This is a genomic window from Sinorhizobium sp. (assembly GCF_059070375.1).
Map to the genome: position 1 here is coordinate 144,934 of NZ_JCACWC010000003.1, position 23,811 is coordinate 168,744.

General features: G+C 64.2%; 20 protein-coding genes. 11 read left to right on the forward strand and 9 right to left on the reverse strand.

What is annotated here, in order from left to right; all coding sequences use genetic code 11:
- Positions 1-61: 61 nt before the first annotated feature.
- Positions 62-847 carry an NAD-dependent epimerase/dehydratase family protein gene (locus tag AC5J09_RS12700; RefSeq protein ID WP_494297735.1) on the reverse strand — a complete coding sequence of 262 codons (786 nt, stop codon included), beginning with the start codon at positions 845-847 and terminating at the stop codon, positions 62-64.
- A gap of 63 nt (positions 848-910) precedes the next feature.
- Positions 911-2,635, reverse strand: a complete 1,725-nt coding sequence (araD, locus tag AC5J09_RS12705) for an L-arabinonate dehydratase (protein WP_494297736.1) — start codon at positions 2,633-2,635, stop codon at positions 911-913.
- Positions 2,636-2,712: 77 nt separating this feature from the next.
- Here araD and AC5J09_RS12710 point away from each other — a divergent pair, with 77 nt between their 5' ends.
- Together AC5J09_RS12710 and AC5J09_RS12715 are read left to right on the forward strand one after the other, a co-directional pair.
- Positions 2,713-3,435, forward strand: a complete 723-nt coding sequence (locus AC5J09_RS12710) for a FadR/GntR family transcriptional regulator (protein WP_018093743.1) — start codon at positions 2,713-2,715, stop codon at positions 3,433-3,435.
- 311 nt (positions 3,436-3,746) lie between these two features.
- Positions 3,747-4,631 (forward strand): SMP-30/gluconolactonase/LRE family protein, encoded by an 885-nt coding sequence (locus tag AC5J09_RS12715; protein WP_494297737.1) that lies wholly within the window; start codon positions 3,747-3,749, stop codon positions 4,629-4,631.
- Between the two features lie 20 nt (positions 4,632-4,651).
- On the opposite strand, the gene AC5J09_RS12720 is transcribed toward AC5J09_RS12715, so the two are convergent.
- From AC5J09_RS12720 to AC5J09_RS12750, 7 genes are read right to left on the reverse strand one after another with little or no spacing between them, the layout of a single operon-like run.
- Complete coding sequence (locus tag AC5J09_RS12720) at positions 4,652-5,293, reverse strand: glutathione S-transferase family protein (RefSeq protein WP_494297738.1); 642 nt, start codon at positions 5,291-5,293, stop codon at positions 4,652-4,654.
- Positions 5,290-6,372, reverse strand: a complete 1,083-nt coding sequence (locus tag AC5J09_RS12725) for an ABC transporter ATP-binding protein (protein ID WP_275597047.1) — start codon at positions 6,370-6,372, stop codon at positions 5,290-5,292. The genes AC5J09_RS12720 and AC5J09_RS12725 overlap by 4 nt, the downstream gene beginning before the upstream one ends.
- A gap of 24 nt (positions 6,373-6,396) precedes the next feature.
- The gene (locus AC5J09_RS12730) at positions 6,397-7,470 is read right to left on the reverse strand and encodes a Gfo/Idh/MocA family protein (RefSeq protein ID WP_324762636.1); all 1,074 of its coding nucleotides are present in this window, start codon (positions 7,468-7,470) and stop codon (positions 6,397-6,399) included.
- Between the two features lies 1 nt (position 7,471).
- Positions 7,472-8,488, reverse strand: coding sequence for a Gfo/Idh/MocA family protein (locus AC5J09_RS12735; RefSeq protein WP_275597045.1), 1,017 nt, complete (start codon positions 8,486-8,488; stop codon positions 7,472-7,474).
- Between the two features lie 22 nt (positions 8,489-8,510).
- On the reverse strand, positions 8,511-9,398 hold the full coding sequence (locus AC5J09_RS12740; RefSeq protein ID WP_018093749.1) for a carbohydrate ABC transporter permease: 888 nt from the start codon (positions 9,396-9,398) through the stop codon (positions 8,511-8,513).
- Positions 9,391-10,347: a carbohydrate ABC transporter permease gene (locus AC5J09_RS12745; RefSeq protein ID WP_494297739.1), complete on the reverse strand. Its 957-nt coding sequence runs from the start codon at positions 10,345-10,347 to the stop codon at positions 9,391-9,393. Before AC5J09_RS12745 ends, AC5J09_RS12740 begins: the two co-directional genes overlap by 8 nt.
- 5 nt (positions 10,348-10,352) lie before the next feature.
- Complete coding sequence (locus AC5J09_RS12750) at positions 10,353-11,636, reverse strand: ABC transporter substrate-binding protein (RefSeq protein WP_275597044.1); 1,284 nt, start codon at positions 11,634-11,636, stop codon at positions 10,353-10,355.
- Between the two features lie 193 nt (positions 11,637-11,829).
- On the opposite strand from AC5J09_RS12750, the gene AC5J09_RS12755 reads away from it, so the two are divergent.
- The 9 genes from AC5J09_RS12755 (at position 11,830) to AC5J09_RS12795 (ending at position 23,810) form a co-directional block, all read left to right on the forward strand.
- Positions 11,830-12,507 carry a TetR/AcrR family transcriptional regulator gene (locus AC5J09_RS12755; protein WP_018093752.1) on the forward strand — a complete coding sequence of 226 codons (678 nt, stop codon included), beginning with the start codon at positions 11,830-11,832 and terminating at the stop codon, positions 12,505-12,507.
- Between the two features lie 122 nt (positions 12,508-12,629).
- Positions 12,630-13,778 (forward strand): Gfo/Idh/MocA family protein, encoded by a 1,149-nt coding sequence (locus tag AC5J09_RS12760; protein WP_494297740.1) that lies wholly within the window; start codon positions 12,630-12,632, stop codon positions 13,776-13,778.
- 3 nt (positions 13,779-13,781) lie between these two features.
- Complete coding sequence (locus AC5J09_RS12765; protein ID WP_494297741.1) at positions 13,782-14,945, forward strand: dihydrodipicolinate synthase family protein; 1,164 nt, start codon at positions 13,782-13,784, stop codon at positions 14,943-14,945.
- Between the two features lie 9 nt (positions 14,946-14,954).
- Complete coding sequence (locus tag AC5J09_RS12770) at positions 14,955-16,370, forward strand: enolase C-terminal domain-like protein (RefSeq protein ID WP_494297742.1); 1,416 nt, start codon at positions 14,955-14,957, stop codon at positions 16,368-16,370.
- 17 nt (positions 16,371-16,387) lie between these two features.
- A complete protein-coding gene (locus AC5J09_RS12775) occupies positions 16,388-17,212 on the forward strand; it encodes a sugar phosphate isomerase/epimerase family protein (protein WP_494297743.1) in 825 nt (274 codons plus the stop codon).
- A gap of 72 nt (positions 17,213-17,284) precedes the next feature.
- Positions 17,285-18,595, forward strand: coding sequence for a Gfo/Idh/MocA family protein (locus AC5J09_RS12780; RefSeq protein ID WP_494297744.1), 1,311 nt, complete (start codon positions 17,285-17,287; stop codon positions 18,593-18,595).
- 53 nt (positions 18,596-18,648) lie between these two features.
- Positions 18,649-20,868, forward strand: coding sequence for a heavy metal translocating P-type ATPase (locus tag AC5J09_RS12785; protein WP_494297745.1), 2,220 nt, complete (start codon positions 18,649-18,651; stop codon positions 20,866-20,868).
- A gap of 276 nt (positions 20,869-21,144) precedes the next feature.
- A complete protein-coding gene (locus AC5J09_RS12790) occupies positions 21,145-22,680 on the forward strand; it encodes an ABC transporter ATP-binding protein (RefSeq protein ID WP_275597037.1) in 1,536 nt (511 codons plus the stop codon).
- Positions 22,677-23,810, forward strand: a complete 1,134-nt coding sequence (locus AC5J09_RS12795) for an ABC transporter permease (protein ID WP_100669929.1) — start codon at positions 22,677-22,679, stop codon at positions 23,808-23,810. The genes AC5J09_RS12790 and AC5J09_RS12795 overlap by 4 nt, the downstream gene beginning before the upstream one ends.
- The last annotated feature ends 1 nt before the right edge of the window (position 23,811 follow it).

A 23,811-nucleotide genomic window follows, 5' to 3' on the forward strand; every position in this document is an offset into this window, starting at 1 on the left:
TGCGGCGCCAGGGCAATGCCGAGCAGCGGCGGGGATGGAGAACCGTGCGGAACCAGTTGCCTTAACCCGGCAACTTCGCCGCCGCATGACGCCCGCCCTGATAGCGCACGCCCTCCGAAGGCGCCTCCTCACGCTCTTCAATCGCGTGCCGGTAAGGTTCGCTGCTGTCCTGCGGGCGCCAGCCGAGGAAATCCGCATGCCCGTTTGACCACCAGACGTCACGGTTGGCGGAGACGCCGTAGAGAACCAGATGGCCGATTTTCGGGGCATCGAGAAGCCTGCGCACAAGCGCCAGGAAGTCGCGCGGGCTCAGCCAGGTGGAGAGCATGCGGCGGTTCGTGGGTTCGGCAAAGCAGCTGCCGATCCTGAGGCAGGCGGTTTCCATGCCGTATTTGTCGAAATAGAGCCGGGAAAGATCCTCGCCGAAGCACTTGCTCACGCCGTAAAGGCTGTCCGGCCGCCGCGGCGACAGGTGGTCGAGCGTCTCGCCGACGGGATGGAAGCCGGTCACATGGTTGGTGCTGGCAAAGAGAACGCGGTTCACGCCGGCCTTTCGCGCCGCCTCGTAGAGATTGTAGGTGCCGAGGATGTTGGCCTGAAGAAGAGCGTCGAAGTCGGACTCAACCGAGATCGCACCGAGATGCAGGATCGCATCGCAGCCGCGCACGAGTCGGTCGACCGCCTCGCGCTCGGCGAGGTCGCAATGCACGACTTCCTCGCCCTCTCGGGCGGGAAAAAGCGTGGCGACATCCGAAAGGCGCAGAACATCGGCGCAGCCCTTCAGTCCCTCGCGGGCATAGCGGCCGAGGCCGCCTGCGGCCCCGGTTATCAATAGTCGCGTCGTCATGCGTACAACCTGCTTCGCACGGATCGTGATGACTTCGGCTCCAATGACCAGTCGTCATCGTGATCAATGAATCTCGGGTTCGGGCAGCTTATGGGGCGATTGCAGGAAGGTGAAGTCGCAGCCTTCCGGTGCCTGCTGGATATTCTCCGCATGCATCTTCAGATAGCCCCTCGAATAATCGCGCTCCGGCGGCCTCCATTCGGCGAGCCGGCGTTCGATCTCGGCCTGGTCGACCTCGAGCGTGATCGTGCGGCGATCGACGTCGAGCGCGATGATGTCGCCGTTGCGGACCGCTGCCAGCGGGCCGCCGACATAGGCCTCCGGCGCCACGTGGAGGATGCAGGCGCCGTAGCTGGTGCCGCTCATCCGGGCGTCGGAAATGCGCACCATGTCGCGCACGCCCTCTTTTAAAAGCTTCTTCGGGATCGGCAGCATGCCCCATTCCGGCATGCCCGGTCCGCCGACCGGACCGGCATTGCGCAGGATCATCACCGTGTCGGCTGTGACGTCGAGATCCTCGTCGTTCACCGCTCTCATCATCGCGTCGTAATCGTCGAAGACGAGGGCCGGACCGCGATGTTCGAGCAGGGCAGAATCGGCGGCCGCGGGCTTCATCACGCAGCCCTGCGGCGCGAGGTTGCCTTTGAGAATTGCCGTGCCGCCGCGCGCGGCCACCGGCCTGTCCAGCGGGCGGATCACCTCCGGCAGATGGACTTCGGCCTCGTCGAGAGCGCCGCCGATCGTGCCGATCACATTGCGTTCCCCCGTATGCAGGAGCGGCTTCAATTGTTTCCAGAGCGCGATCAGACCGCCGGCATAGTAGAAGTCCTCCATCAGGAATTCACCGGTCGGCCGGATGTTGCAGAGAACCGGGACTTGGGCCGATACGCGGTCGAAATCATCGAGCGTCAGAGGAACGCCGCAGCGCCGCGCGATCGCGATAAGATGGATCATCGCATTGGTCGAGCCGGCCATCGCCATGTGCACCGCGAGCGCATTCTCGAATGCCTTCGCCGTCATGATGTCGGACGGCTTCAGGTCCTCGAAGACCATCTCGACGATGCGCGCGCCGGAAAGCGCCGCCATTCGCGCATGGCCGGCATCCGCCGCGGGGATGGCGGAGGCGCCGGGCAGGGAAAGCCCCAGCGTGTCGGCCAGCGCCGTCATGGTCGAGGCCGTGCCCATCGTCATGCAGGTGCCGAAGGAGCGGGCGATACCGCGCTCCATTTCGCTCCATTCGTTCTCGGTGATGCGGCCGGCTTCCTTTTCCGCCCAGTATTTCCAGACGTCCGATCCGGAACCCAGCATCCGGCCGCGATAATTGCCGCGCAGCATCGGCCCGGCCGGCACGAAGATCGTCGGCAGGTCGACCTGGATCGCTCCCATGATCGTTCCCGGCGTAGTCTTGTCGCAGCCGGCAAGCAGTACGACGCCATCGACCGGATGCGAGCGGATGAGCTCCTCCACCTCCATCGCCAGGAAGTTGCGGTAGAGCATCGTCGTCGGCTTCACATAGGTCTCTGCCAGCGACATGGCGGGCAGCTCGATCGGGAAGCCGCCCGCCTGCCAGACGCCGCGCTTGACCTCCTCCGCCCGAGTCCTCAGATGCGCGTGGCACGGATTGATGTCGCTCCAGGTATTGATGATCGCGATGACGGGCTTGTTTGCGAGTTCCGCATGGTCGTAGCCCATCTGATAAAGGCGGGATCTGTGGCCGAAGGCGCGGAGGTCCTTGACGCCGAACCAGCGAAAGCTTCGAAATTCCTCCGGCTTCTTGCGCCCGGTCATCGGCAGCCTCCTTTGCATTTGCGGGTGGGTCGGCTAGATTGCGCCTGTACAGAAAAATGACAGGTGAAGGCAGACCCTTGAACGACGTAACGTTGAAACTGAAACCGGCGCGGCGGGAGCGGCTTGCCGATGTTCTCTACGGGCAAATTCTCGAGCAGATCGCCAGCGGCCAGATGGCCGAGGGAGCCAAGCTGCCGTCCGAAGCGCATATCTGCCGCGACTTTCAGGTTTCCCGTCCGGTCGTGCGAGAGGCGCTGATGCGGCTGCAGGCCGACGGCCTCGTGGTTTCGCGCCAGGGCATCGGCACCTTCGTGAAATCGCGTCCGTCCGACAAGCTCACCAGTCTCGCCGCCTCGGCCGAGATCGCGATCTATCTCAGGGCTTTCGAACCCCGGCTCGCGCTCGAGACGGAATGCGCGGGCCTTGCCGCGATGCGCCGGACCAAGGCTCAGCTCAACCAGATCGGCGAGGCGCTGGCGGCCCTGGAAGGCGCCTTCGCGCGCGGGGAAACCGGATGGGAAGAGGACTTCGCCTTTCACCACGCGGTAGCGGAAGCTGCGGGCAACGAACTTTTTCCACGCCTTCTGGAAGAGCTGCGTGACATTCTCAGCGGCTCTATGCGCATGGCGCTCGGCCTGACGCGGCAGGGCTCCGATGACCGCCGCCGCCGTGTCCTCGAAGAACACCGCAAGATCTACTCTGCCGTTTCGGGCCAGAACCGGGATCTCGCCCGCCTTTACATGCGCTACCATCTGACGGAATCGCGCGCCCGTATTACCGGCTCCCATGGCGATCTCTGATCCGGTCATGCTCCGATCCACTTCAAGCGCTCGCCGGTAGCCCGGCTCGACCATTTGCGGCCACGCTTTCCGCCTTCGGGCGACACGCTGCCGCGGCGCACCGCGCCGAGCGGCAGGCCTTCAGGGTCGCGGTTTCGAGGGGCGTTTTCATGCAGATCTCCCGGCCGGTTTCTTGTATTTTTATTTTACAAGTTGAGCGAGGGCAAGAGCAATGATAGAGCTGACAACTGCGGCAACGAATTCAAAAATGGTAGTTTAACCGCCTCTGGGCGCAATTCTTCTGGCGACGGCCCGGGCCCATGGTGTGAAACATGTCTTTCGATTTAACATTTGAGTGTCTTCTGGATTCGCGTTGCGACGTCGCCGAAAGCCCGGTTTTCGATGAGCGCCGGAACTGCCTGTTCTTCGTCGATATCGGCCGCAGCGCCCTTCATCGCGTCGAGCTTTCGGGCGCCGGCCACGTCGAATGGACCGTCGAGGGCGGCGCCTGCAGCGCCGGCCTCGCCCGCTCCGGACGCCTCGTGCTGGCGCAGCGCGATCGCGTGGTTCTGTTCGATCCCGATGTCGGCGCGATCACCCGCGAAATCGCCGCGATCGAGCCGGACGTTGCGGATACGCGCCTCAACGACGGCAAGGTCGGACCGGACGGCGCCTTCTGGGTGGGGACGATGCACGATGTGCCCGACCGCCGGCCCGTCGCGTCGCTCTACCGCGTCTCGCCGGACGGCGCGGTGGAACGCAAGGTGGAAGGCATCGTCTGCTCCAACGGCCTCGCCTGGAGCGGCGACGGTGCTCTTCTGTTTCACTCGGATTCGCGCGGCGCCTGGATCGACCGCTGGCAGTTCGACCCCGCAACGGGCGCGCTTTCCGGGCGCAGGCGGCTGGCAAGCCTGGACGAGGCGAGCGGCCGACCGGACGGAGCCGCAACCGACGCGGAAGTCCATTACTGGAGCGCCGGCGTGTCGGCGGGCGTCGTCAATCGCTTCTCGCCCGAAGGTCGCCTTGTCGGGACGCATCGCATTCCGGTGCCGGCGCCGACCATGCCCTGCTTCGCCGGAGCGGACCTGAAGACGCTTCTCGTCACGTCGCTGCGGCCAGCGGGCATCGGCGAGAAAAACCGCTCCGGCGGCATTTTCGCCGCAAGAAGTCCCGTGGCGGGTGTGGCCGTCCACCGCTTCGACGATCGCCGGATTTGAGGCTGGCGTCTGCGGTCTGATCAGCGCTCCGGAATCGGCGGCAGTTCGGGCGCATCCAGACCCCTGAAGGGGTCGCGCCAGGCGTCGATCTCCTCGAGCCGATCATTCCAGCGGCAGATGTTGGGATAATCGCCAAGCGGCAGTCGGGCGGCGTCATTGAAGGGCAGAAAGCTCGCCATTCGGAAATCCGCATGGGATACGGCGTCTCCGACCAGCCAGTTCCGCCCGGAAAGCTCCATATCGAGTATCGCCGCTGCAGTACGGAACCTGCTCAACCCCTCCTCGACCAGCTGCTGGTCGATCGGGCCGAGCCCATAGCGCTGCTTCGTGCCGCGCTCGAACTGCACCATGTCGCAAGCCCTCACGAAGTTTTCCTTGCCCCAGCTGATCCATCGGACCATGTCGGGTTCGTCGTCGCCCATGCGCCAGAAATCCGATTGCACCGCGCGTGAAAGCCGGCAGGCGATCGCGTCGGCCTCCCAAAGGCTTTTTCCGGCCTCCACGAGTATCGGCAGCGAAAGGTTGGGGTTGAGCGGCCGAAACCGCTCCGCCTGCCCCGGCGCGAAAGGTGAGGCGAATTCGAACTCGACCTCGGCTGCGAGATGGCGTGCCACCGCGACGGCAAGCCTCGGGTTGGGATTGCGGCTGTAGAACAGTTTCATCGCATGGCCCTTCCGTCGGCGCCGAAGACGTGGCAGCGCGATGGGTCGAAGTGGACGGCGAGATTGGAGCCCCGCTCGACCTTCTGCTGCCCCTCCAGCGCGACGGTCAGCTGCTGGCGATCCGGCGTGATCCCGTAGAGCATGGTTTCGCCGCCGAGATTCTCGACGATCTCGACATTGACCGAAGCGAGCTCGATACCGCCCTCGCGCGCGGAAAGATGCTCAGGCCGGATGCCGAATGTGACGTCCTGCCCCTGTGTCGCGCCGTTCAGGCGACGGGGGAGGCGGATCGTTCCGCCGCAGACCTCGATCGCCGTTTCGCTTTCGGTGACGTCCGCGATCCGCGCCTTGAGGAAGTTCATCTTGGGGCTGCCGATGAAGCCGGCGACGAAGCGGTTGACGGGATTGTTGTAGAGATCGAGCGGTGCGCCCACCTGCTCGATCCGGCCGGAATTCAGGACGACGATCTTGTCGGCCATGGTCATGGCCTCCACCTGATCGTGCGTCACATAGATCATGGTGTTGCCGAGGTCCCGATGAAGCCTTGAGATCTCCACGCGCATCTGCACGCGGAGTTCGGCGTCGAGGTTGGAAAGCGGCTCGTCGAAGAGGAAGATCCGCGGCTCGCGTACGATCGCGCGGCCGATCGCCACGCGTTGCCGCTGACCGCCGGAGAGCGCCTTCGGCTTGCGGTCGAGCAGCTTTTCGATCTGCAGGATCTCGGCCGCCCGGCGCACCTTCGGCTCGATTTCGGCCCTCTTGAAGCCGGCCGTTTCGAGGCCGAAAGCAAGATTCTTGTAGACCGACATGTGCGGATAGAGCGCATAGGACTGGAACACCATCGCAATGCCGCGCCTGGCGGGTGCCACTTCGTTCATACGGTCGCTGTCGAGCATCAGCGTGCCGCCGGAAATCTCCTCCAGTCCGGCGATCATTCTGAGCAGCGTCGACTTGCCGCAACCGGACGGACCCACGAAGACGGCGAACTCGCCGGGGTCTATGGTCAGGTCGATGCCGTGGATCACATCGAGCGCGCCGTAGCGCTTCTCGACCTTCTGAAGAACGACGCTCGTCGCCATGTCAAAGTTCCTCCCTGCGGCCCTTTATCGGGTATTCGCACGCCAATCGGCATACTTCGGGCTGTCCGGCCCAAGCGGCAACTCTATTTCGCGGCCGGTATCGGCGGATTGATAGATCGCGGTGACCAGTTCCAGCGCGCGGCGCGCATCCTGCGTCGTCACGGGCAGGGGTCCTCTGCCGCTCAGGAAATCGTGGAAATGCGCCATCTGGGTGGTGAAGCGCGGCGAGACCGGACGCCAGTCGCCGGTCACTTCGTCTATCCGCGCCTGCACTTCGTCATTTGCCGCGATGATCTTCCACGGATCCTTACCCGGCGCATAAGGTTCGTGGCTGCTCTCGAAGGTGACGTTCTCGAAATGCAGCCTTAGCCGGCTGATCTGCTCCTGAGAGCCGAGCGTACAGGAAAGCGAAACGAAGGCGCCGTTCTTCATGAGCAGGCTCGCGGAGGCGCAGTCCTCGACCTCGATGTCGTTGACCCGGGTCGCGACCCGGCCGAACACGCGCGCCACCGGGCCGAGAAGATGCAGCATCATATCGTGCAGATGCAGCGCGTGGGTGACGAGCACGCCGCCGAGCTCCGTCGCCCACTTGCCCCTCCAGGGGACGGAATAATATTCGGGCGTGCGCAGCCAGAAAGTCTCGACCGAGCCGACATAGGGCTTGCCCGCGATGCCGGCCTCGATGATGCGCTTGGCTTTCTCGATGCCGTCGCCGTAGCGATACTGGAAGATCGGCATCAGCACGCCACGTGCCTGCTTCTCGGCTTCCATGATCGCATCGACGCCCGCGAGCGATCCGGTCAGCGGCTTTTCGCAGACCACGTGCTTGCCGGCGGCAAGGGCCGCGAGCACCTGTTCGAGATGGATGCCTGGCGGGGTGCAGATGTCGATGATGTCGATTCCATCGTCGGCGAGAAGTTCCTCGAAGTGGCGGGTCCGCTGCTCGATCCCGAATTCGTCGCCCACTTCGTTCATCCGTTCCTCGTTGAGGTCGCAGAGAGCCTGGACTCGGAACTTGTCCGGGTGCGGCTGATAGCCCTCGACGATATGCGAACGCCCGATGCCGCAGCCGATGATGGCGACTGTCTTCACGCTCATGTCAGTTCCTGTCCCCGTTCTGTTCGGCGATCGCCTGCGCCTGAAGCGCAAGCTCCATGGCCTTGAAGCAGCGCTCCTGCGGCATCGCGGTTTCGGTCCTGTCGCGGATGTCGGCGAGGAACTGGCGCCCGAAGGGCAGGTCGACGCGGGAGCAGTCGATATGTTCGACGCCGTTGCGGTCCGCGAGAAACAGGTGGTTGCCGCCTTCGCGCCCGGCGAGATCGACCGCCTTGCGGACCTCGATCGTTCCGGATGTGCCCACGATGAAGAGCCGGCCGTCGCCCCAGGTCGGCATTCCCTCCGGGGTCAGCCAGTTCACATGGATCATGCCGGTGGCCCGCCCCGTCGCGAGGTGGATGCTGCCCGTATCCTGCAGTTCGGGAGCGTCGGGAACGCTCCGGTTGCCGACGCTCGCCGAAAGCACGGTCGCGTCGTTGACGCCGGTGAAGAACAGGAACTGCTCGCACTGGTGCGATGCGATGTCGGTCAGGATGCCGCCATAGTCCGCGCGGCGGAAGAACCAGTCGGGCCGCGTCTCGCGGCGCAGCCTGTGCGGGCCGAGGCCGACGATGTGCACCACCTCGCCGATCGCGCCGGCGGCGACGAGCTCGCCGGCCTTGACCGTGGCCGGGCTCTCGAAATGCTCCGAATAGAGGATCGAGAAGATGCGGCCCGTCTCGGCCTGGACCCGGCGCAGCTTGGCGAGCTGGTCGAAGCTCGTCATGCCCGGCTTGTCGACAAGCACGTCCTTGCCGTGCTGCATGGCACGGATCGCCAGTTCCGCGCGCTCGCTCGAAACGGCGGCCGAGACGATGAGGCCGATGCTCTCGTCCTCGAGGATTTCCTCTGCCGTCGCGATGCGCGGGGCGTCTGCGTAGACGGCGGAAAATTCCGCGGCCAGCGCATCGTCCTTCTCGTGGAAACCGGCGAGGCGGGCGCCGGCCCGAAGCAGGCAGTCGACCTGGCCGTAGATGTGATTGTGGTTGAGCCCGACGGCAGCGAAACGCAATTCGTCCATGATGGTTTTCTAGCTCCGTCGCTCAGCGTTTCATGCCGGTGGTGGCGATGCCCTCGATCAGAAGGCGCTGGAAGAAGAGGAAGAAGAAGAACACCGGCACGAGCGAGAGCGTCGACATGGCGAAGAGCCCGCCCCAGTCGGAGGTGCTGCTCGAGTCGACGAAGGTCCTCAAGCCGAGCTGGATCGTGTAGCTGTTCATGTCGTTGAGGTAGATCAGCGGCCCGAAGAAATCGTCCCAGGTCCAGATGAAGGAGAAGATGGCGGCCGTCGCCAGAACGGGAAGCGATAGCGGCAGCATGATCTTCCAGTAGATGCGCCAGGCGCCGCAGCCGTCCATCATCGCCGCTTCGTCCAGTTCGCGCGGGATTCCGCGGAAGAACTGCACCATGAGGAAGATGAAGAAGGCATCGCTGGCAAGAAACTTCGGGACCACCAGCGGCAGGAAGGTGTTCACCCAGCCGAGATCGAGGAAGAGCACATATTGGGGAATGAGCGTCACGTGATAGGGGATCATCATCGTGCCGAGCATGATCGCGAACCAGAAATTCCGCCCCGCGAAGCGCAGCCTTGCGAAGGCATAGGCCGCGAGCGAGCAGGCGACGACATTGCCGACGACGGTGAGGACCGCGATGACCAGCGAGTTCCAGAAGAACCGCCCGAAGCTGACGTCGAGCCCGAACCAGCCGCGCAGATAGGAGGAGAAATCCACCGAGGAGGGCCAAAGCGACGTGGAGGCGAAGATCTCGTCCTCCGGCCTGACCGATGCCGAGATCATCCACAGGAGCGGATAGATCATGGCGATCGAGGCGGCGATCAGGGCGGCGTGAACGAGGACCGATCCCACAGGGCCGCGGCGGCCCGTCGGGACCGGCGGCGGGGCGGTTACCGAGCTCATGGTCGCGTCAGTCATCGTAGTGCACCCAGTAGCGAGAGGTGAGGAACGAGAAGGCCGTGAACAGCCCGATGATCAGCACGAGAATCCAGGCAAGCGCCGAGGCGTAGCCCATGCGGAAATTACCGAAGGCCTCCTGGTAGAGGTAAAGAGTGTAGAACAGCGTCGAATTGATCGGACCGCCGGTGCCGCCGGAAATGATGAAGGCGGGAGTGAAGGCCTTGAAGGCGTCGATCGTCTGCACGACCGCGTTGAAGAAGATCACCGGCGTCAAGAGCGGCAGCGTGATCTTGTAGAACTGACGGAACTTGGACGCCCCGTCGAGGCTCGCCGCCTCGTACATGTCCGTCGGGATCTGCCGAAGGCCCGCAAGGAAGATGATCATCGGCGATCCGAACTGCCAGACGCTCAAGACCACGAGCGTCCATATCGAATAGTTCGGGTGAGAGATCCAGCTCGGCCCCTCGATGCCGAACTGGGCCAGCAGGCTGTTGATCAGGCCGTCGCCGGCGAAGAGCTGTCGCCAGAGCACGGCGATCGCGACGCTGCCGCCAAGCAGCGACGGCAGGTAGAAGATCGCCCGATAGACGGTGAGCCCCCGGACGCCGCGGTCGAGAAGGATCGCGACGAGCAGCGCGAAGGCGAGCTTGAAGGGCACCGAAAGCACGACATAGAGAAAGGTCACCTTGATCGCCGCGGCGAATTTCGGGTCCGCCGTCGCGATGCGCACGTAATTGGCGGTGCCGATCCATTCCGGCGCGCGGATCAGGTCGAAATTGGTGAAGGAAAGATAGAGCGAGGCGATGGCGGGCCCGAGCGTCAGGCCGAAGAAGCCGATGAGCCATGGCAACAGAAACATGTAGCCGGCTCCATGGCTTGCCCATGTCCTGGCCAGGCGGCCCTGTGCGGCCGGGCGCGATGACGCGCCCGTGCCGACTGCGACAGCGGTGTCCTGCACGGCCGCCATCCTCCTTAACCTCGTGCAAGTATTTGGCTGACCTCGTTCACCAGCGTCTCGCCTCCTTGCTTGGCGTCGAGCTGACCGAAGCCGACCTGTTCGGCGACGTTGCGCAGAGCGAATTCCGCCTCGCCGGCACCGCTGGGCGGCGGCGGCGGCAGATCGCCGGCAAGCGCTCCGAGGCCCGAGACATAGTCGAGCATGGCGCGGCCGAGCTCGTCGAGCGTCGACGCCAGTTTCTCGCGTACGGCTGCCGATTCCGGTACGCCGCGCTCGACGCCCAGGATTTCGGCGGCTTTCGGGTCCTTGACGAAGAAGTTGACGTATTTTGCGCCGAGTTCCGGGTCCTTGGTCTGGGCCGAGACCGAGAAGAACATCGACGGCTTGCGATAATGGCCGCCCTTCGCATCCTTGTCGATCAGCGGGTGGCTTCTCAGCGCCAGTTTGTCCTTGTTTATGCCCTGATAGGCGACGAACTGATTGGAGTGCGCGAAGGAAGCGGCCGCCTTGCCGAGCGATAGGGGGCTCGTCTCCACATTGTACTGGTCGAGCGCCTGGATGTCCGGCGGGACGCAGGCCTTGTCCTCGCGCATTTTCTGCCACATGGCGAACCATTCGGCCGCATCGTTCGCATCATAGGCGATCTTGCCGTCCGCGGTGAACAATGCCTTGCCGCGCTGGCGCAGCCAGTTTTCGAACAGCGGCTCGACCGCGCTGCCGTCGGAGAGGCCATAGAAACCCTTGCGCTTGCCGGCCTTGGTGATCTCGGCGCCCGTCCGCGCCATCTCTTCCCAGGTCGTCGACGGCGTCGGAAGTTCGATGCCGGCTTCCTCGAAAGCGGCGGCATTGACCATCATCGCTGCCGAGTTGGCGCCGAGGCTGATGCCGTAGAGCTTGCCTTCGACGCTGCCGCCCTTGATCTGCACCTGGTCGAAATCCTCGACCTTGAGCACGGAACCGAGATAATCGTCGAGGGGCGCGAGCGCGCCGCGCCGGGCATATTCGACGATGTAGCGATAGTCCATCTGGATGATGTCGGGCGCATTGCGCCCGGCCACCTGGGTGGCAAGCCGCGGCCAGTAGTCGCTCCAGCCGAGGAATTCGCCGTTGATGGCGACGCCCGCGTTCTGTTCCTGGAAGAGCTGATTGACCTTGTTCGTGCGGTCGGCACGGGCCTGTGAACCCCACCAGAGCACCCGCAGCCGCGCCTCCTGCGCAAAGGCGGGCCCCAGTGCGGACATCGAAAGAAGTGCCGCCCCTCCCGCGAGTACGTTTCGCCTGCTGATCTTATGCGTCATCTGTTCCTCCTCCCTTCGGAACGCCTCCACAACGTTCCGGCCTCTTGCAACAAATAACTATTTGGTTACAAGTTATGGAGAAGCAGTGATCCTGTCAAGCAGTTGTGTGCCGAACTGTCATTGGCTTGTAAATTATTTTGACAAAGTTGCACCGAAGGCCGTTAAAGGCAAGAGGTTGCGGAGGTTGCGCGTGATGGACAAGATAAGAGGCGAGGCGAAAGGGAGGAGCGGGTCCGGGGGGCGCGCGGAGCGGGCGCTTCAGCGCGACCCCGAGCGCACGCGTGCCTCGATCCTCGCCGCCGCGACCCGGGAGTTCGCCGAAAACGGCATAGGCGGCGCCCGCGTCGATTCCATCGCCGAGAGGGCCGGCATCAACAAGCGCATGCTCTACCACTACTTCGGCGACAAGGAACAGCTTTATCTCGCGGTCCTGGAAGAGGCCTATGTGGGGATAAGAACGGCAGAAAAATCCCTTAATCTCAGCGACTTGGAGCCCGAGCAGGGAATTGCCGAGCTTGCCATGTTCACCTGGGACTACTTCCTGGAACATCCGGAATTCCTGAGTCTCCTCGGCACCGAGAACCTGCACCGGGCCCGCTGGCTGCGTCAGTCGACGCGTCTAAAGGAGCTGCATTCGAGCTTCATAGACAAGCTCTCCGACCTTCTCCGGCGCGGCAAGGCCGAGGGGCTCTTTCGGCCCGATGTCGATCCGCTCAACCTCTATCTGACGATCGCCGCCCTCGGTTATTTCTACCTTTCCAACCAGTACACGCTCTCGACGATCTTCGGCCGCGACCTCATGGACAAGAGCAATCTCGACGTCTGGAAGCGCCATATCGTCCATGTCACGCTGGCGTCGATCCGGCGCTGATCCAGGCACATGTCGTTTTTTTTGTTGACAAGTGCGATTCTCCTCTGCCACAAAGTAACCGATTAGTTACTGGCTTGGGAGGGCTGGTTCTTCCCCTCACCGGCCTCTCAGGGAGGAACGGCATGCCGCGTTTGGGTATAATATTGCACGGTGTCACCGGCCGCATGGGCTACAACCAGCATCTGGTGCGCTCGATCCTGGCCATCCGTGATCAGGGCGGGATCACGCTCCAGTCGGGCGAAAGGCTGGAGATCGATCCGATCATTGTCGGCCGCAATCGCGACAAGATGGAGCAATTGGCCAAGCGCCATACCATCGCCCGCTGGTCGACCGATCTCGACGCGGCGCTTGCCGATCCGAACGACCAGATATTCTTCGACGCCGGCACGACGCTGATGCGTGCCGAGCTCATCGGCCGCGCGCTCGACGCCGGCAAGCACGTCTATTGCGAGAAGCCGATCTCCGACGATCTGAGGACGGCGGTCAAGCTGGCGCGGAAGGCGCGCACCTCCGGGCTCAAGCATGGGGTCGTGCAGGACAAGCTGTTCCTGCCGGGCCTTCGCAAGCTGGCCCTGCTGAGAGATTCGGGCTTTTTCGGCAAGATCCTCTCGGTGCGGGGCGAGTTCGGCTACTGGGTGTTCGAAGGCGATTGGGGCGTTCCGGCCCAGCGGCCCTCATGGAACTACCGGAAAAAGGACGGCGGCGGCATCATCCTCGACATGCTCTGCCACTGGCGCTACGTCCTCGACAATCTCTTCGGGGAAGTGAAGGCCGTCTCCTGCCTCGGCGCGACCCATATCCCAAACCGTATCGACGAACAGGGCCGCTCCTACGACTGCGACACCGACGACGCGGCCTATGCCACCTTCGAACTCGAAGGCGGTATCGTCGCGCATATCAATTCCTCCTGGGCGGTGCGCGTGCGGCGCGACGATCTGGTGACGTTTCAGGTCGACGGAACCCATGGTTCCGCTGTCGCCGGACTCACGAAATGCTGGACGCAGCACCGCGTCAACACCCCGAAACCGGTCTGGAATCCCGATCAGCCGCAGACGATCGATTTCTACAGGACATGGGACGAGGTGCCGGATAGGCAGGCCTTCGACAACGGCTTCAAGGCGCAATGGGAAATGTTCCTGCGCCATGTGGCGGAGGACGGCCCCTGGCCCTATGGGCTCGAGGCCGGCGCCAAGGGCGTACAGCTTGCGGAACTCGGCCTCAAATCCTGGGCGGAGCGCCGCTGGCTCGACGTTCCGGAATTGGAGCTCTGAACCATGGTCAGCATCAAGCTTCCAATCGAAGGCAGGCTTGCCAGCTACGACCTCACGGGTAGGCCGGTGCCTTTCAAAAGGCGTGACGCCAAGACCTTTTCCAGGGTCGCCTTCGCCGCCGCCCATGTGGTCGCCGACCCGCTCGCCGACAACGATCCCTGGCTGGCGCCGGCGATCGACTGGGAGCGCACGCTCGCCTTTCGTCACCGCCTCTGGGATCTCGGTCTCGGCGTTGCCGAAGCGATGGATACAGCCCAGCGCGGCATGGGCCTCGGCTGGCCGGAAGCGCGCGAACTCATCCGCCGCTCGCTTGCCGAAGCGCGCGGCCGCCAGGGCGCGCTGATCGCCTGCGGCGCCGGCACCGACCATCTGGCGCCTGGGCCGGACGTGTCGATCGACGATATTCTCCGGGCCTATGAGAGCCAGATCGAGGCGATCGAGGCAGAAGGAGGCCGGATCATCCTGATGGCGAGCCGGGCGCTTGCCGCCGCGGCGAAGGGTCCGGAGGACTATATCCGCGTCTACGACCGCGTTCTCTCGCAGGTGAAGGAGCCGGTGATCATTCACTGGCTCGGCGAGATGTTCGATCCGGCGCTCGAAGGCTACTGGGGCAATGCCGACCACATGGCGGCGATGAAGACCTGCCTCGAGGTCCTCGAGGCGCATGCCGCAAAGGTCGACGGCATCAAGATTTCACTCCTTTCCAAGGAGAAGGAGATCGTGATGCGGCGGCAACTGCCCAAAGCCGTGCGCATGTATACCGGCGACGACTTCAACTATGCCGAACTCATCGCCGGCGACGAGGAAGGGCATTCGGATGCGCTGCTCGGCATCTTCGACGCCATAGCGCCGGTGGCTTCGGCGGCTCTGGAAGCGCTGGGCAGCGGGCGAAACGGCGAATTCTTCGAATTGCTGGAGCCGACGGTGCCGCTCTCGCGCCACATCTTCAAGGCGCCGACGCGTTTCTACAAGACCGGCGTCGTCTTCCTTGCTTATCTGAACGGCCTTCAGGACCATTTCATCATGATCGGCGGACAGCAGAGCGCCCGATCGCTCGTCCATCTCGCCGAGCTTTTCCGCCTTGCTGACAAAGCCGGGGTCCTGACCGATCCGGAGCTTGCCGCCGCCCGCATGCGGCGCGTGCTCGCCGTGCACGGCGTCGAGTGAGGCTTTGCGATGACGCAAGCCCCGCGCGTCAGGCTGGCCGAAGCGGAGGTTTTCGAGCGGCCGGTCGAATTCCGTTTTCCTTTCCGCTTCGGCTCGGCGCGCGTTGCGAGCGCGCCGCAGGCCTTCGTCCGGGTGCGGGTGGAGGATGCGCGCGGCCGGTCCGCCATCGGCTGGGCGGCCGAGATGATGATGCCGAAATGGTTCGACAAGAACCCGGGTCTTTCGCCGCAGGACAATATCGAGCAGCTGCGTGCCTCCTTGCGTCTGGCGGTCGAAGGGCTGACATCGCTGCAGGCGCAGACCCCCTTTGGACTGCACGCGGCTGCCGAGGGTGATCACCACCGGGCGGCAGCCCGGCATGGCCTGCCAGCCCTTGTCGCCTCCTACGGCCTGGCGCTCCTTGACCGCGCCATCCTCGACGCGGTGTGCCGCATGACCGGAGCAAACGCCGCCGAGGCGGTCAGAGGCAACCTGCCGGGCATCACCGACGCCACCGCGCCCGATCTGGGAGGCTTCGACCTTGCGCGGTTCCTCTCGCGCCTCGAACCCGGCCCGAGGCTGGCCGTTCGCCACACGATCGGCCTTGCAGACGCGCTGACGGCGGCCGATTTCGCGCCCGGGCAGCGGCTGGAGGACGGCCTGCCACAGACGCTGGAAGAGGTGATCGCCGCCTATGGCCACCGCTATTTCAAGATCAAGGTATCGGGGCGCCCGGCCGAAGACACCGAGCGTCTGCTCGCCATCGCCGCCATTCTCGACCAGGGCGTCGATGCGTATCGGGTGACGCTCGACGGCAACGAACAGTTCGAAAATGCCGATGCCGTTGCCGATCTCCTCGACCGGATCGCCGAAGAGCCGCGGCTCGAAAAATTGAGCGCCTCGGCGCTCTTCTTCGAGCAGCCGATCGCTCGCGCCGAGGCGCTGTCCAAACCGGTCACGGAGGTCGCCCGGCGGATGCCGCTCGAAATCGACGAGTCCGACGGCGATATCGGCGCGTTTCTCCGTGCCCGCGCGCTCGGTTATGCCGGCATCTCCTCGAAGTCCTGCAAAGGCTTCTACCGGGCACTCATCAACCGCGCTCGCGTGAAGATGTGGAACGCCGAGGCCGGGACCGCATGCTGTTTCATGTCCGCCGAGGACCTGACGACGCAGTCGGGCCTGGCGCTCCAGCAGGACCTCGTGCTGGCAGCGCTTATCGGCGCCGGCCACGTCGAACGCAACGGCCACCACTATGTCGACGGCATGGCCGGCGCCCCGGCGGCAGAACAGGCCGCCTATCTCGCGCGTCATGGCGATCTCTACGAAAGCGCTGGCGAACGGGCGCGGCTGGCGATCCGCGGCGGCGAAATCACCTTTTCCACCGTCTTGCGGTCCGTCGGCCTCGGCTCATCCGTCGAGCCGGACTGGGCGGCGACGGTGTCCTGAAGTCGGGAGGAGAACATATGCTGGTCGACGGGCTTTCCATCAATCTGGCGACGATCCGGGAGCAGTGCGGCTTCGCCGAAGCCGTGGATATCTGTCTAAAGCACGGCATCACGGCGATTGCGCCCTGGCGCGACCAGGTGGCGGCGGTCGGGTTCGACGAGGCCGTGCGTATCGTCCGCTCCAACGGTCTGAAGCTCACCGGGCTATGCCGCGGCGGCTTCTTTCCGGCGCCGGAAGCGTCAGGACGCGAAAAGGCGATCGACGACAACAGGCGCGCGGTGGACGAGGCAGCGGAACTCGGCGCCGATTGCCTGGTACTGGTTGTCGGCGGCCTTCCGGGAGGTTCGAAGAACATCGACGCGGCGAGGCGGATGGTTCTGGAAGGGATCGCGGCGGTGCTGCCGCATGCGCGCGCGGCCGGCGTGCCGCTTGCGATCGAGCCGCTGCATCCGATGTATGCCGCCGACCGCGCCTGCGTGAACACGCTCGGACAGGCTCTCGATATCTGCGACACCCTTGGCCCGGGCGTCGGCGTGGCGATCGACGTCTATCACGTATGGTGGGATCCCGATCTCGACGAGCAGATCGCGAGGGCCGGCAAAATGCAGGCGATCCTCGCTCATCACATCTGCGATTGGCTCGTCCCCACGAAGGACATGCTGACGGATCGCGGCATGATGGGCGACGGCGTCATCGACCTCAAGGGTATCCGGCGCCGGATCGAGGCGGCCGGCTTCCACGGGGCTCAGGAGGTCGAGATCTTCTCCGCAGACGACTGGTGGAAGCGCCCGGCCGAGGAGGTGATCGCGACCTGTGTGGAACGCTACCGGAACTGCTGCTGATATGCTGGGGCAGGATGTGTCTCCTACGAAATATGACAGGGCAAAATATGACAGGGATAGCGTGAGGGTATGATGGACAACAAGCGTCGCTTTGCGCTGGTCGGCACCGGCAACCGCGGAACCACCATGTGGGGCAGGGATCTTCTGGCCGGCTGGCGCGGCCTCGTCGATCTGGTCGCCATTGCCGATACGAACGCGCTGCGGGCCGAGCGCGCCCGCACGATGATCGCCACCAATGCGCCCGTTTACGGCAATGTCGATACCATGCTTGCCGAAACGCGCCCCGATCTCGTCATCGTCTGTACCCCGGACGACACGCATGATGATATCGTCGTGCGCGCCCTGGAGTCCGGCGCCGACGTCATCACCGAAAAGCCGATGTCGACCACGGTCGAAAAGATCCGCCGCATTCTCGACGCGGAGAAGCGGACCGGGCGGCGGGTGGACGTTTCCTTCAACTACCGCTTCGCGCCGACCGCAGCACGCATCAAGGAACTCCTCAATGCCGGCGAGATCGGCCGCGTCACCTCGGTCGATTTCCACTGGTATCTCGATACGCGCCACGGCGCCGATTATTTCCGCCGCTGGCATGCCTATACGGAACGATCGGGCAGCCTCTTCGTGCACAAGGCGACACACCATTTCGATCTCCTGAACTGGTATCTCGACAGCGATCCGGACGCGGTCAGCGCCTTTGCCGACCTGCAGATGTACGGCCGCAAGGGACCGTTTCGAGGTCCTCGCTGCAAGCTCTGTCCTCACAAGAGCGAGTGCGACTTCTACCTCGATCTCGAAGCCGATCCGTTTCTCGACTCGCTCTATGAGGAACCTTCCGAAATCGACGGCTATTTCCGCGACGGCTGCGTCTTCCGCGAGGACATCGACATCCCCGACACGATGATCGCGAATATCCGCTACCGCAACGACGTCCACGTCTCCTATTCGCTCAACACCTTCCAGCCGATCGAGGGCCATCATATCGCCTTCAACGGTACGAAGGGCAGGATCGAGCTTCGCCAGTACGAGGACCAGCCGTGGGAGACGCCGGCCGAGGACATGATCCTGCTCGTCCGCAACTTTCCGAAGGGCAAGCCGGCGATCGAACGGATCACGGTGCCGCATTCTCCCGGCGGACACTATGGCGGCGACGACCGGCTGCGGAATACGCTCTTCGCGCCGGATGCGAAGGATCCGCTTGGACAGCGCGCAGGTGCGCGGGCCGGCGCCATGTCGGTCCTTTGCGGCATTGCGGCGCTTCAGAGTTCGCGTACGGGCAAGATCGTGCGCCTGGCCGATCTGATGCCGGAATTGTTCACCGACGGGGCGCAGGCGGAACGCAAGCTCGCGGCGAATGCCGGGTGGCCCGCGCATTTTCCCTCTTGAACCTCTAGTTGCTAGAGGACTTAGCCTGCTTCCGGTTTCGTAAGGAGCATGGAATGACAGGCATATTTCGGGAAACGAGATTCCGCGTCGATGGGATGGATTGCGCGTCCTGCGCGACCAAGATCGACACGGCCGTCAGGCGGGTTGCGGGGGTCGAGGACGTGAATGTCTCGGTGGCCGCCGGCACCATGACCGTCCGGCATGCGGCGCGCGACGATATCGGCGCCCAGGTGATGCGGAAGGTCGGCGGACTCGGCTACGGGCTTGCGCCGCTTGACGTTGCGGCAGAACGGCAGCCGGCTCAGAGCGAGCACGCCTGCTGCGGCCACGGGCATGTTGCAGGCGGCCCGCACCAGGATCACGGCCATCCGACAATCCTTCCGGCAGGCACGAAGCCGTCGTCCCATTTCAGGGCGCCCTTGCCATGGTGGCGAACGGCAAAAGGCAGGCTCACGCTCGCCTGCGGCGTTGCCCTTGCCGCAGCCTATGCCATCGGCCAGTTCGTTCCCGGTACCGAGCCCTGGATTTTCATCCTCGCCATGCTCGTCGGCCTGGTGCCGATCGCGAGACGCGCGCTCATGGCAGCTGTTTCCGGCACGCCTTTCTCGATCGAGATGCTGATGACCATTGCGGCAGCCGGTGCCGTCTTCATCGGCGCCGGCGAGGAAGCGGCCATGGTCGTCCTCCTGTTCCTGATCGGGGAACTGCTCGAGGGCGTTGCCGCGGGCAAGGCACGGGCGAGCATACAGGCGCTGACGGCGCTCGTACCGAGATCGGCGCTCCTCGAAGAAAACGGCAGGACCGTGGAGGTCCCCGCCGAAAGCCTGGCCCCTGGCGCCATCGTACTCGTCCGTCCCGGCGACCGGCTTCCCGCCGATGGCGTCATCGTCTCCGGCGAGAGCGGCGTCGACGAGGCGCCGGTGACCGGCGAGAGCACGCCCGTCCTGAAGGAAGCCGGCGCGAACGTCTTTGCCGGAACCGTCAATGGTGACGGCGCGCTCCGGGTGCGCGTCACCGCCGCCGCAGCCGACAATACCATCGCGCGCGTCATCAGGCTTGTCGAAGAGGCGCAGGAGAAAAAGGCGCCGACGGAGCGTTTCATCGATCGCTTCTCCCGATATTACACGCCGGGCGTGGTGCTCGTCGCGGCATTGGTCGCGATCATCCCGCCGCTCGCCTTCGGCGGCCTGTGGCAGGACTGGATTTACAAAGGCCTCGCGCTTCTCCTTATCGGTTGCCCCTGTGCCCTCGTCATCTCCACGCCGGCCGCGATCGCGGCGAGCCTTTCGGCAGGTGCACGCCGCGGTCTTCTGATCAAGGGCGGCGCCGTCCTCGAAAATCTCGGCAGGATTACAGCCGTCGCCTTCGACAAGACCGGAACGCTCACCGAAGGCAGGCCGAAGCTGACCGACATCGTCGCCTTCGGCAGATCGGAAGCGGAGGTGCTCGACTACGCCGCTGCGCTCGAACAGGGATCCAGCCATCCGCTGGCCCGCGCCGTCCTGTCGCGTGCCGAAGCCGATGGATTGGCGCTCCTTCCCGTCGAAGGCGCCCGGGCCATCGGGGGCAAGGGCGTTGCCGCTTCCGCAGACGGCGTCGAGCTTTTCCTCGGCTCGCCCGAGGCGGCCCGGGAGCGCGCGCCGCTGGCGGCGGATGAACTGGCTCGGATCGAAACCCTGCAGGGTGAGGGGAAGACCGTCTCCGTGCTCGTCGTCGGCGGGAGGGCAGCCGGAGCGCTTGCCATGCGCGACGAACCGCGTGCGGATGCCGCGGCGGGCCTGAGGGCGCTCGCCGATCAGGGTTTGCGGGTGGTGATGCTCACCGGCGACAACCGGGCGACGGCCGAGGCGATCGCCGGCCGGCTCGGGGGCATTGAGGCGCATGCCGGGCTTCTTCCCGAGGACAAGCAGCGCATCGTAAGCGGGCTCAAGGCCGAAGGTCTCGTCGTGGCGAAGGTCGGCGACGGCATCAACGACGCGCCGGCTCTGGCGGCGGCGGATGTCGGCATCGCCGTTGGCGGCGGCACCGACGTGGCGCTGGAAACGGCAGACGCGGCCAGCCTCCATGCCCGCGTCTCGGACGTCTCGGAGATGGTGAAGCTGTCACGGGTGACGATGCGCAACATTCACCAGAACATCACGATCGCACTCGGCCTCAAGGCCGTGTTCCTGGCGACCACCATTGCCGGCGTGACGGGCCTCTGGCCGGCGATCCTCGCCGATACCGGCGCGACCGTCCTGGTGACGATCAACGCATTGAGGCTGCTGCGTTAGCTGGCCGGGATTTAACCCGCGGCCTTCCGCAAGGCCCCCAAACCCTCCCCTCAAGGGGGAGGGAAGCGCCTTCACGCACCCGCGCCATGGATGCAATCTCCCTGTGTATATTCGCGCTGGACTCTCACCGGCGATCCTATGAGAGTATAAGGAGATTTCGTCGCCTAGGCTTTCGCGCCTGAAAATCGATGATAAACTTATACCAAATGGTAAAAAAATTGTCGGCACGGTTTCTGCGATGAGCCGAAGCGGGCAAAAAGGGGATCGCAGGCCAATATGAACAATATTGCCATCGAATTGCGTGGAATAGACAAGAGCTTCGGGCTGGTCCACGCCAACAGGAACATCAATCTCAAGGTTCGCAAGGGCACGATCCACGGCATCATCGGTGAAAACGGTGCCGGCAAGTCGACGCTGATGTCGATCCTCTATGGCTTCTATCAGGCCGACAACGGTGAGATCCTGGTCGACGGCAAGCCTGTTTCCATTCGCGATCCGAATGCGGCGATCTCCGTCGGGATCGGCATGGTCCACCAGCACTTCATGCTGGTCGAGAACTTTACCGTGCTCGAAAACGTCATGCTCGGCGCCGAAGACAGCCAGATCCTCAACAAGGGCATCGCCAAGGCGCGGCAGGAACTGAAACGGCTCGAGAAGGAATATGCGCTCGAGGTCAATCCGGACGCCCTGATCGAGGAGCTGCCGGTCGGCCTCCAGCAGCGCGTCGAGATATTGAAGGCGCTTTATCGAAGGGCCGATATCCTGATCCTCGACGAACCGACCGGCGTCTTGACGCCGGCCGAGGCCGATCACCTGTTTCGTATCCTCGGCCAGCTCAAGGCGCAGGGAAAGACGATCATCCTCATCACCCATAAGCTGCGCGAGATCATGGCGATCACCGACGAGGTGTCGGTCATGCGCCGCGGCGAAATGGTGGCGACGCGCACGACGCGTGAAACCTCGGTCGAGGAACTGGCCGAGCTGATGGTCGGTCGGCGCGTGCTGCTTCGTGTCGAGAAGGGCGAGAGCAATCCCGTTGACGTGAAGCTCGCCGTCCAGGGGCTGACGGTCAAGGACAGCCGCGGCGTGACCATGGTCGATAACGTCTCCTTCGAGGTTCGTGCAGGCGAGATCGTCGGCATCGCCGGCGTGGCCGGCAACGGCCAGTCGGAACTGCTCGAAGCGATCGCCGGCATCCGCAAGGCCGCCTCCGGGACGGTTCTCCTCAACGGCAAGCCGGTGGACGTGACCGGGAACGCGGACCCGGCGAAACTGCGGGATCGCGGACTGGCGCATGTGCCGGAAGACCGGCATCACGTCGGGCTCGTGCTCAAGTTCGAGGAATGCGAAAACGCGATCCTCGGTTACCACCATGACCCGCGCTTCTCCAACGGCATGTTCCTGAACATCGATGCGATCCGCAAGGATGCCGAGGAGAAGATTGCCAAATATGATATTCGCCCGCCGAATGCACGGCTGAGGACGGCCAATTTCTCCGGTGGCAACCAGCAGAAGGTCGTGCTTGCGCGCGAGATGGAGCGGGATCCGGACGTTCTCATCATCGGCCAGCCGACCCGCGGCGTCGACGTCGGCGCGATCGAATTCATCCACAAGCGGATCATCGAGATGCGCGACCAGGGCAAGGCCGTTCTGCTGGTTTCGGTCGAGCTCGACGAGATACGTTCCCTTTCCGACCGCATCCTCGTGATGTTTGCCGGACGCGTTGTCGGCGAACGCAGTCCCGAGGCGACCGAAGGCGAGCTCGGCCTGCTGATGGCCGGTGTCGAAGGCCGCAAGGAGGCCGCAGAATGAGTACGCCCTATGCGAAACTCCCGGTATGGGTGGAATATGGCCTCATCCCGCTGATCAATCTTGCCGTCGCCTTCCTCGTCGCCGGACTCGTCGTTCTCCTCGTCGGCGAAAACCCGCTCGAAGCCGCCTATCATCTCATCAACGGCGCCTTCGGCCGCGGCGAATATATCGGCTTCACGCTCTACTATGCGACGACCTTCATCTTCACCGGGCTCGCGGTGGCGGTCGCCTTTCATGCCGGTCTTTTCAACATCGGCGGCGAGGGCCAGGCCTATGTCGGCGGCATCGGCGTGGCGCTCGCCTGCCTCTGGCTCGACCAGACTATGCCCTGGTACGTGGTCTTCCCGCTCGCCATTGTCGGCTCCGCCTTCTTCGGCGCGCTCTGGGCGTTCCTGCCCGGCTGGCTGCAGGCCAAACGCGGCAGCCATATCGTCATCACCACCATCATGTTCAATTTCATCGCCTCCAGCCTGATGGTCTATCTGCTGACACGCGTACTGAAGCCGCTCGGCTCGATGGCGCCGCAGACGCGCACCTTCGCCGAAGGCGGGCAATTGCCGAAGCTCGACTGGCTGCTGTCGATCTTCGGCCTCAATGTCGGCACGGCGCCGTTCAACATCTCGTTCCTCCTGGCGCTGGCGGCCGCCTTTGCGGTCTGGGTGCTGATCTGGCGCACCAGGCTCGGCTACGAGATGCGCACCATGGGCCATAGCCCGTCTGCCGCCCGCTATGCCGGTATCAGCGAAAGCCGCATCACCGTCGTCGCCATGATGATATCAGGCGGCCTTGCCGGCATGATGGCGCTGAACCCGATCATGGGCGAGCAGTTCCGCATGCAGCTGGATTTCGTGCAAGGCGCCGGCTTCGTCGGCATCGCGGTCGCGTTGATGGGGCGCTCGCATCCGGGCGGTATCATTCCCGCCGCGATCCTTTTCGGCGTGCTCTACCAGGGCGGCGCCGAGATCGCCTTCGAGATGCCTTCGATCTCCCGGGACATGATCGTCATCATCCAGGGTCTCGTGATCCTCTTTGCCGGGGCTCTCGAGAACATGTTCCGCCCGGCGATCACGCGCGCCTTCGCGATGCGCGGCCAGCGCGCGGCCGCCGTCGTGCAGACCAAGGGAGCCTGAA

Coding starts and splice junctions, on each gene's coding strand:
- AC5J09_RS12795 (WP_100669929.1), top strand. CDS start 22,677: ATGAGTACGCCCTATGCGAAACTCCCGGTATGGGTGGAATATGGCCTC.
- AC5J09_RS12765 (WP_494297741.1), top strand. CDS start 13,782: ATGGTCAGCATCAAGCTTCCAATCGAAGGCAGGCTTGCCAGCTACGAC.
- AC5J09_RS12770 (WP_494297742.1), top strand. CDS start 14,955: ATGACGCAAGCCCCGCGCGTCAGGCTGGCCGAAGCGGAGGTTTTCGAG.
- AC5J09_RS12750 (WP_275597044.1), bottom strand. CDS start 11,636: ATGACGCATAAGATCAGCAGGCGAAACGTACTCGCGGGAGGGGCGGCA.
- AC5J09_RS12715 (WP_494297737.1), top strand. CDS start 3,747: ATGTCTTTCGATTTAACATTTGAGTGTCTTCTGGATTCGCGTTGCGAC.
- AC5J09_RS12775 (WP_494297743.1), top strand. CDS start 16,388: ATGCTGGTCGACGGGCTTTCCATCAATCTGGCGACGATCCGGGAGCAG.
- AC5J09_RS12735 (WP_275597045.1), bottom strand. CDS start 8,488: ATGGACGAATTGCGTTTCGCTGCCGTCGGGCTCAACCACAATCACATC.
- AC5J09_RS12730 (WP_324762636.1), bottom strand. CDS start 7,470: ATGAGCGTGAAGACAGTCGCCATCATCGGCTGCGGCATCGGGCGTTCG.
- AC5J09_RS12700 (WP_494297735.1), bottom strand. CDS start 847: ATGACGACGCGACTATTGATAACCGGGGCCGCAGGCGGCCTCGGCCGC.
- AC5J09_RS12790 (WP_275597037.1), top strand. CDS start 21,145: ATGAACAATATTGCCATCGAATTGCGTGGAATAGACAAGAGCTTCGGG.
- AC5J09_RS12785 (WP_494297745.1), top strand. CDS start 18,649: ATGACAGGCATATTTCGGGAAACGAGATTCCGCGTCGATGGGATGGAT.
- AC5J09_RS12780 (WP_494297744.1), top strand. CDS start 17,285: ATGGACAACAAGCGTCGCTTTGCGCTGGTCGGCACCGGCAACCGCGGA.
- AC5J09_RS12740 (WP_018093749.1), bottom strand. CDS start 9,398: ATGACTGACGCGACCATGAGCTCGGTAACCGCCCCGCCGCCGGTCCCG.
- araD (WP_494297736.1), bottom strand. CDS start 2,635: ATGACCGGGCGCAAGAAGCCGGAGGAATTTCGAAGCTTTCGCTGGTTC.
- AC5J09_RS12725 (WP_275597047.1), bottom strand. CDS start 6,372: ATGGCGACGAGCGTCGTTCTTCAGAAGGTCGAGAAGCGCTACGGCGCG.
- AC5J09_RS12755 (WP_018093752.1), top strand. CDS start 11,830: ATGGACAAGATAAGAGGCGAGGCGAAAGGGAGGAGCGGGTCCGGGGGG.
- AC5J09_RS12760 (WP_494297740.1), top strand. CDS start 12,630: ATGCCGCGTTTGGGTATAATATTGCACGGTGTCACCGGCCGCATGGGC.
- AC5J09_RS12745 (WP_494297739.1), bottom strand. CDS start 10,347: ATGGCGGCCGTGCAGGACACCGCTGTCGCAGTCGGCACGGGCGCGTCA.
- AC5J09_RS12720 (WP_494297738.1), bottom strand. CDS start 5,293: ATGAAACTGTTCTACAGCCGCAATCCCAACCCGAGGCTTGCCGTCGCG.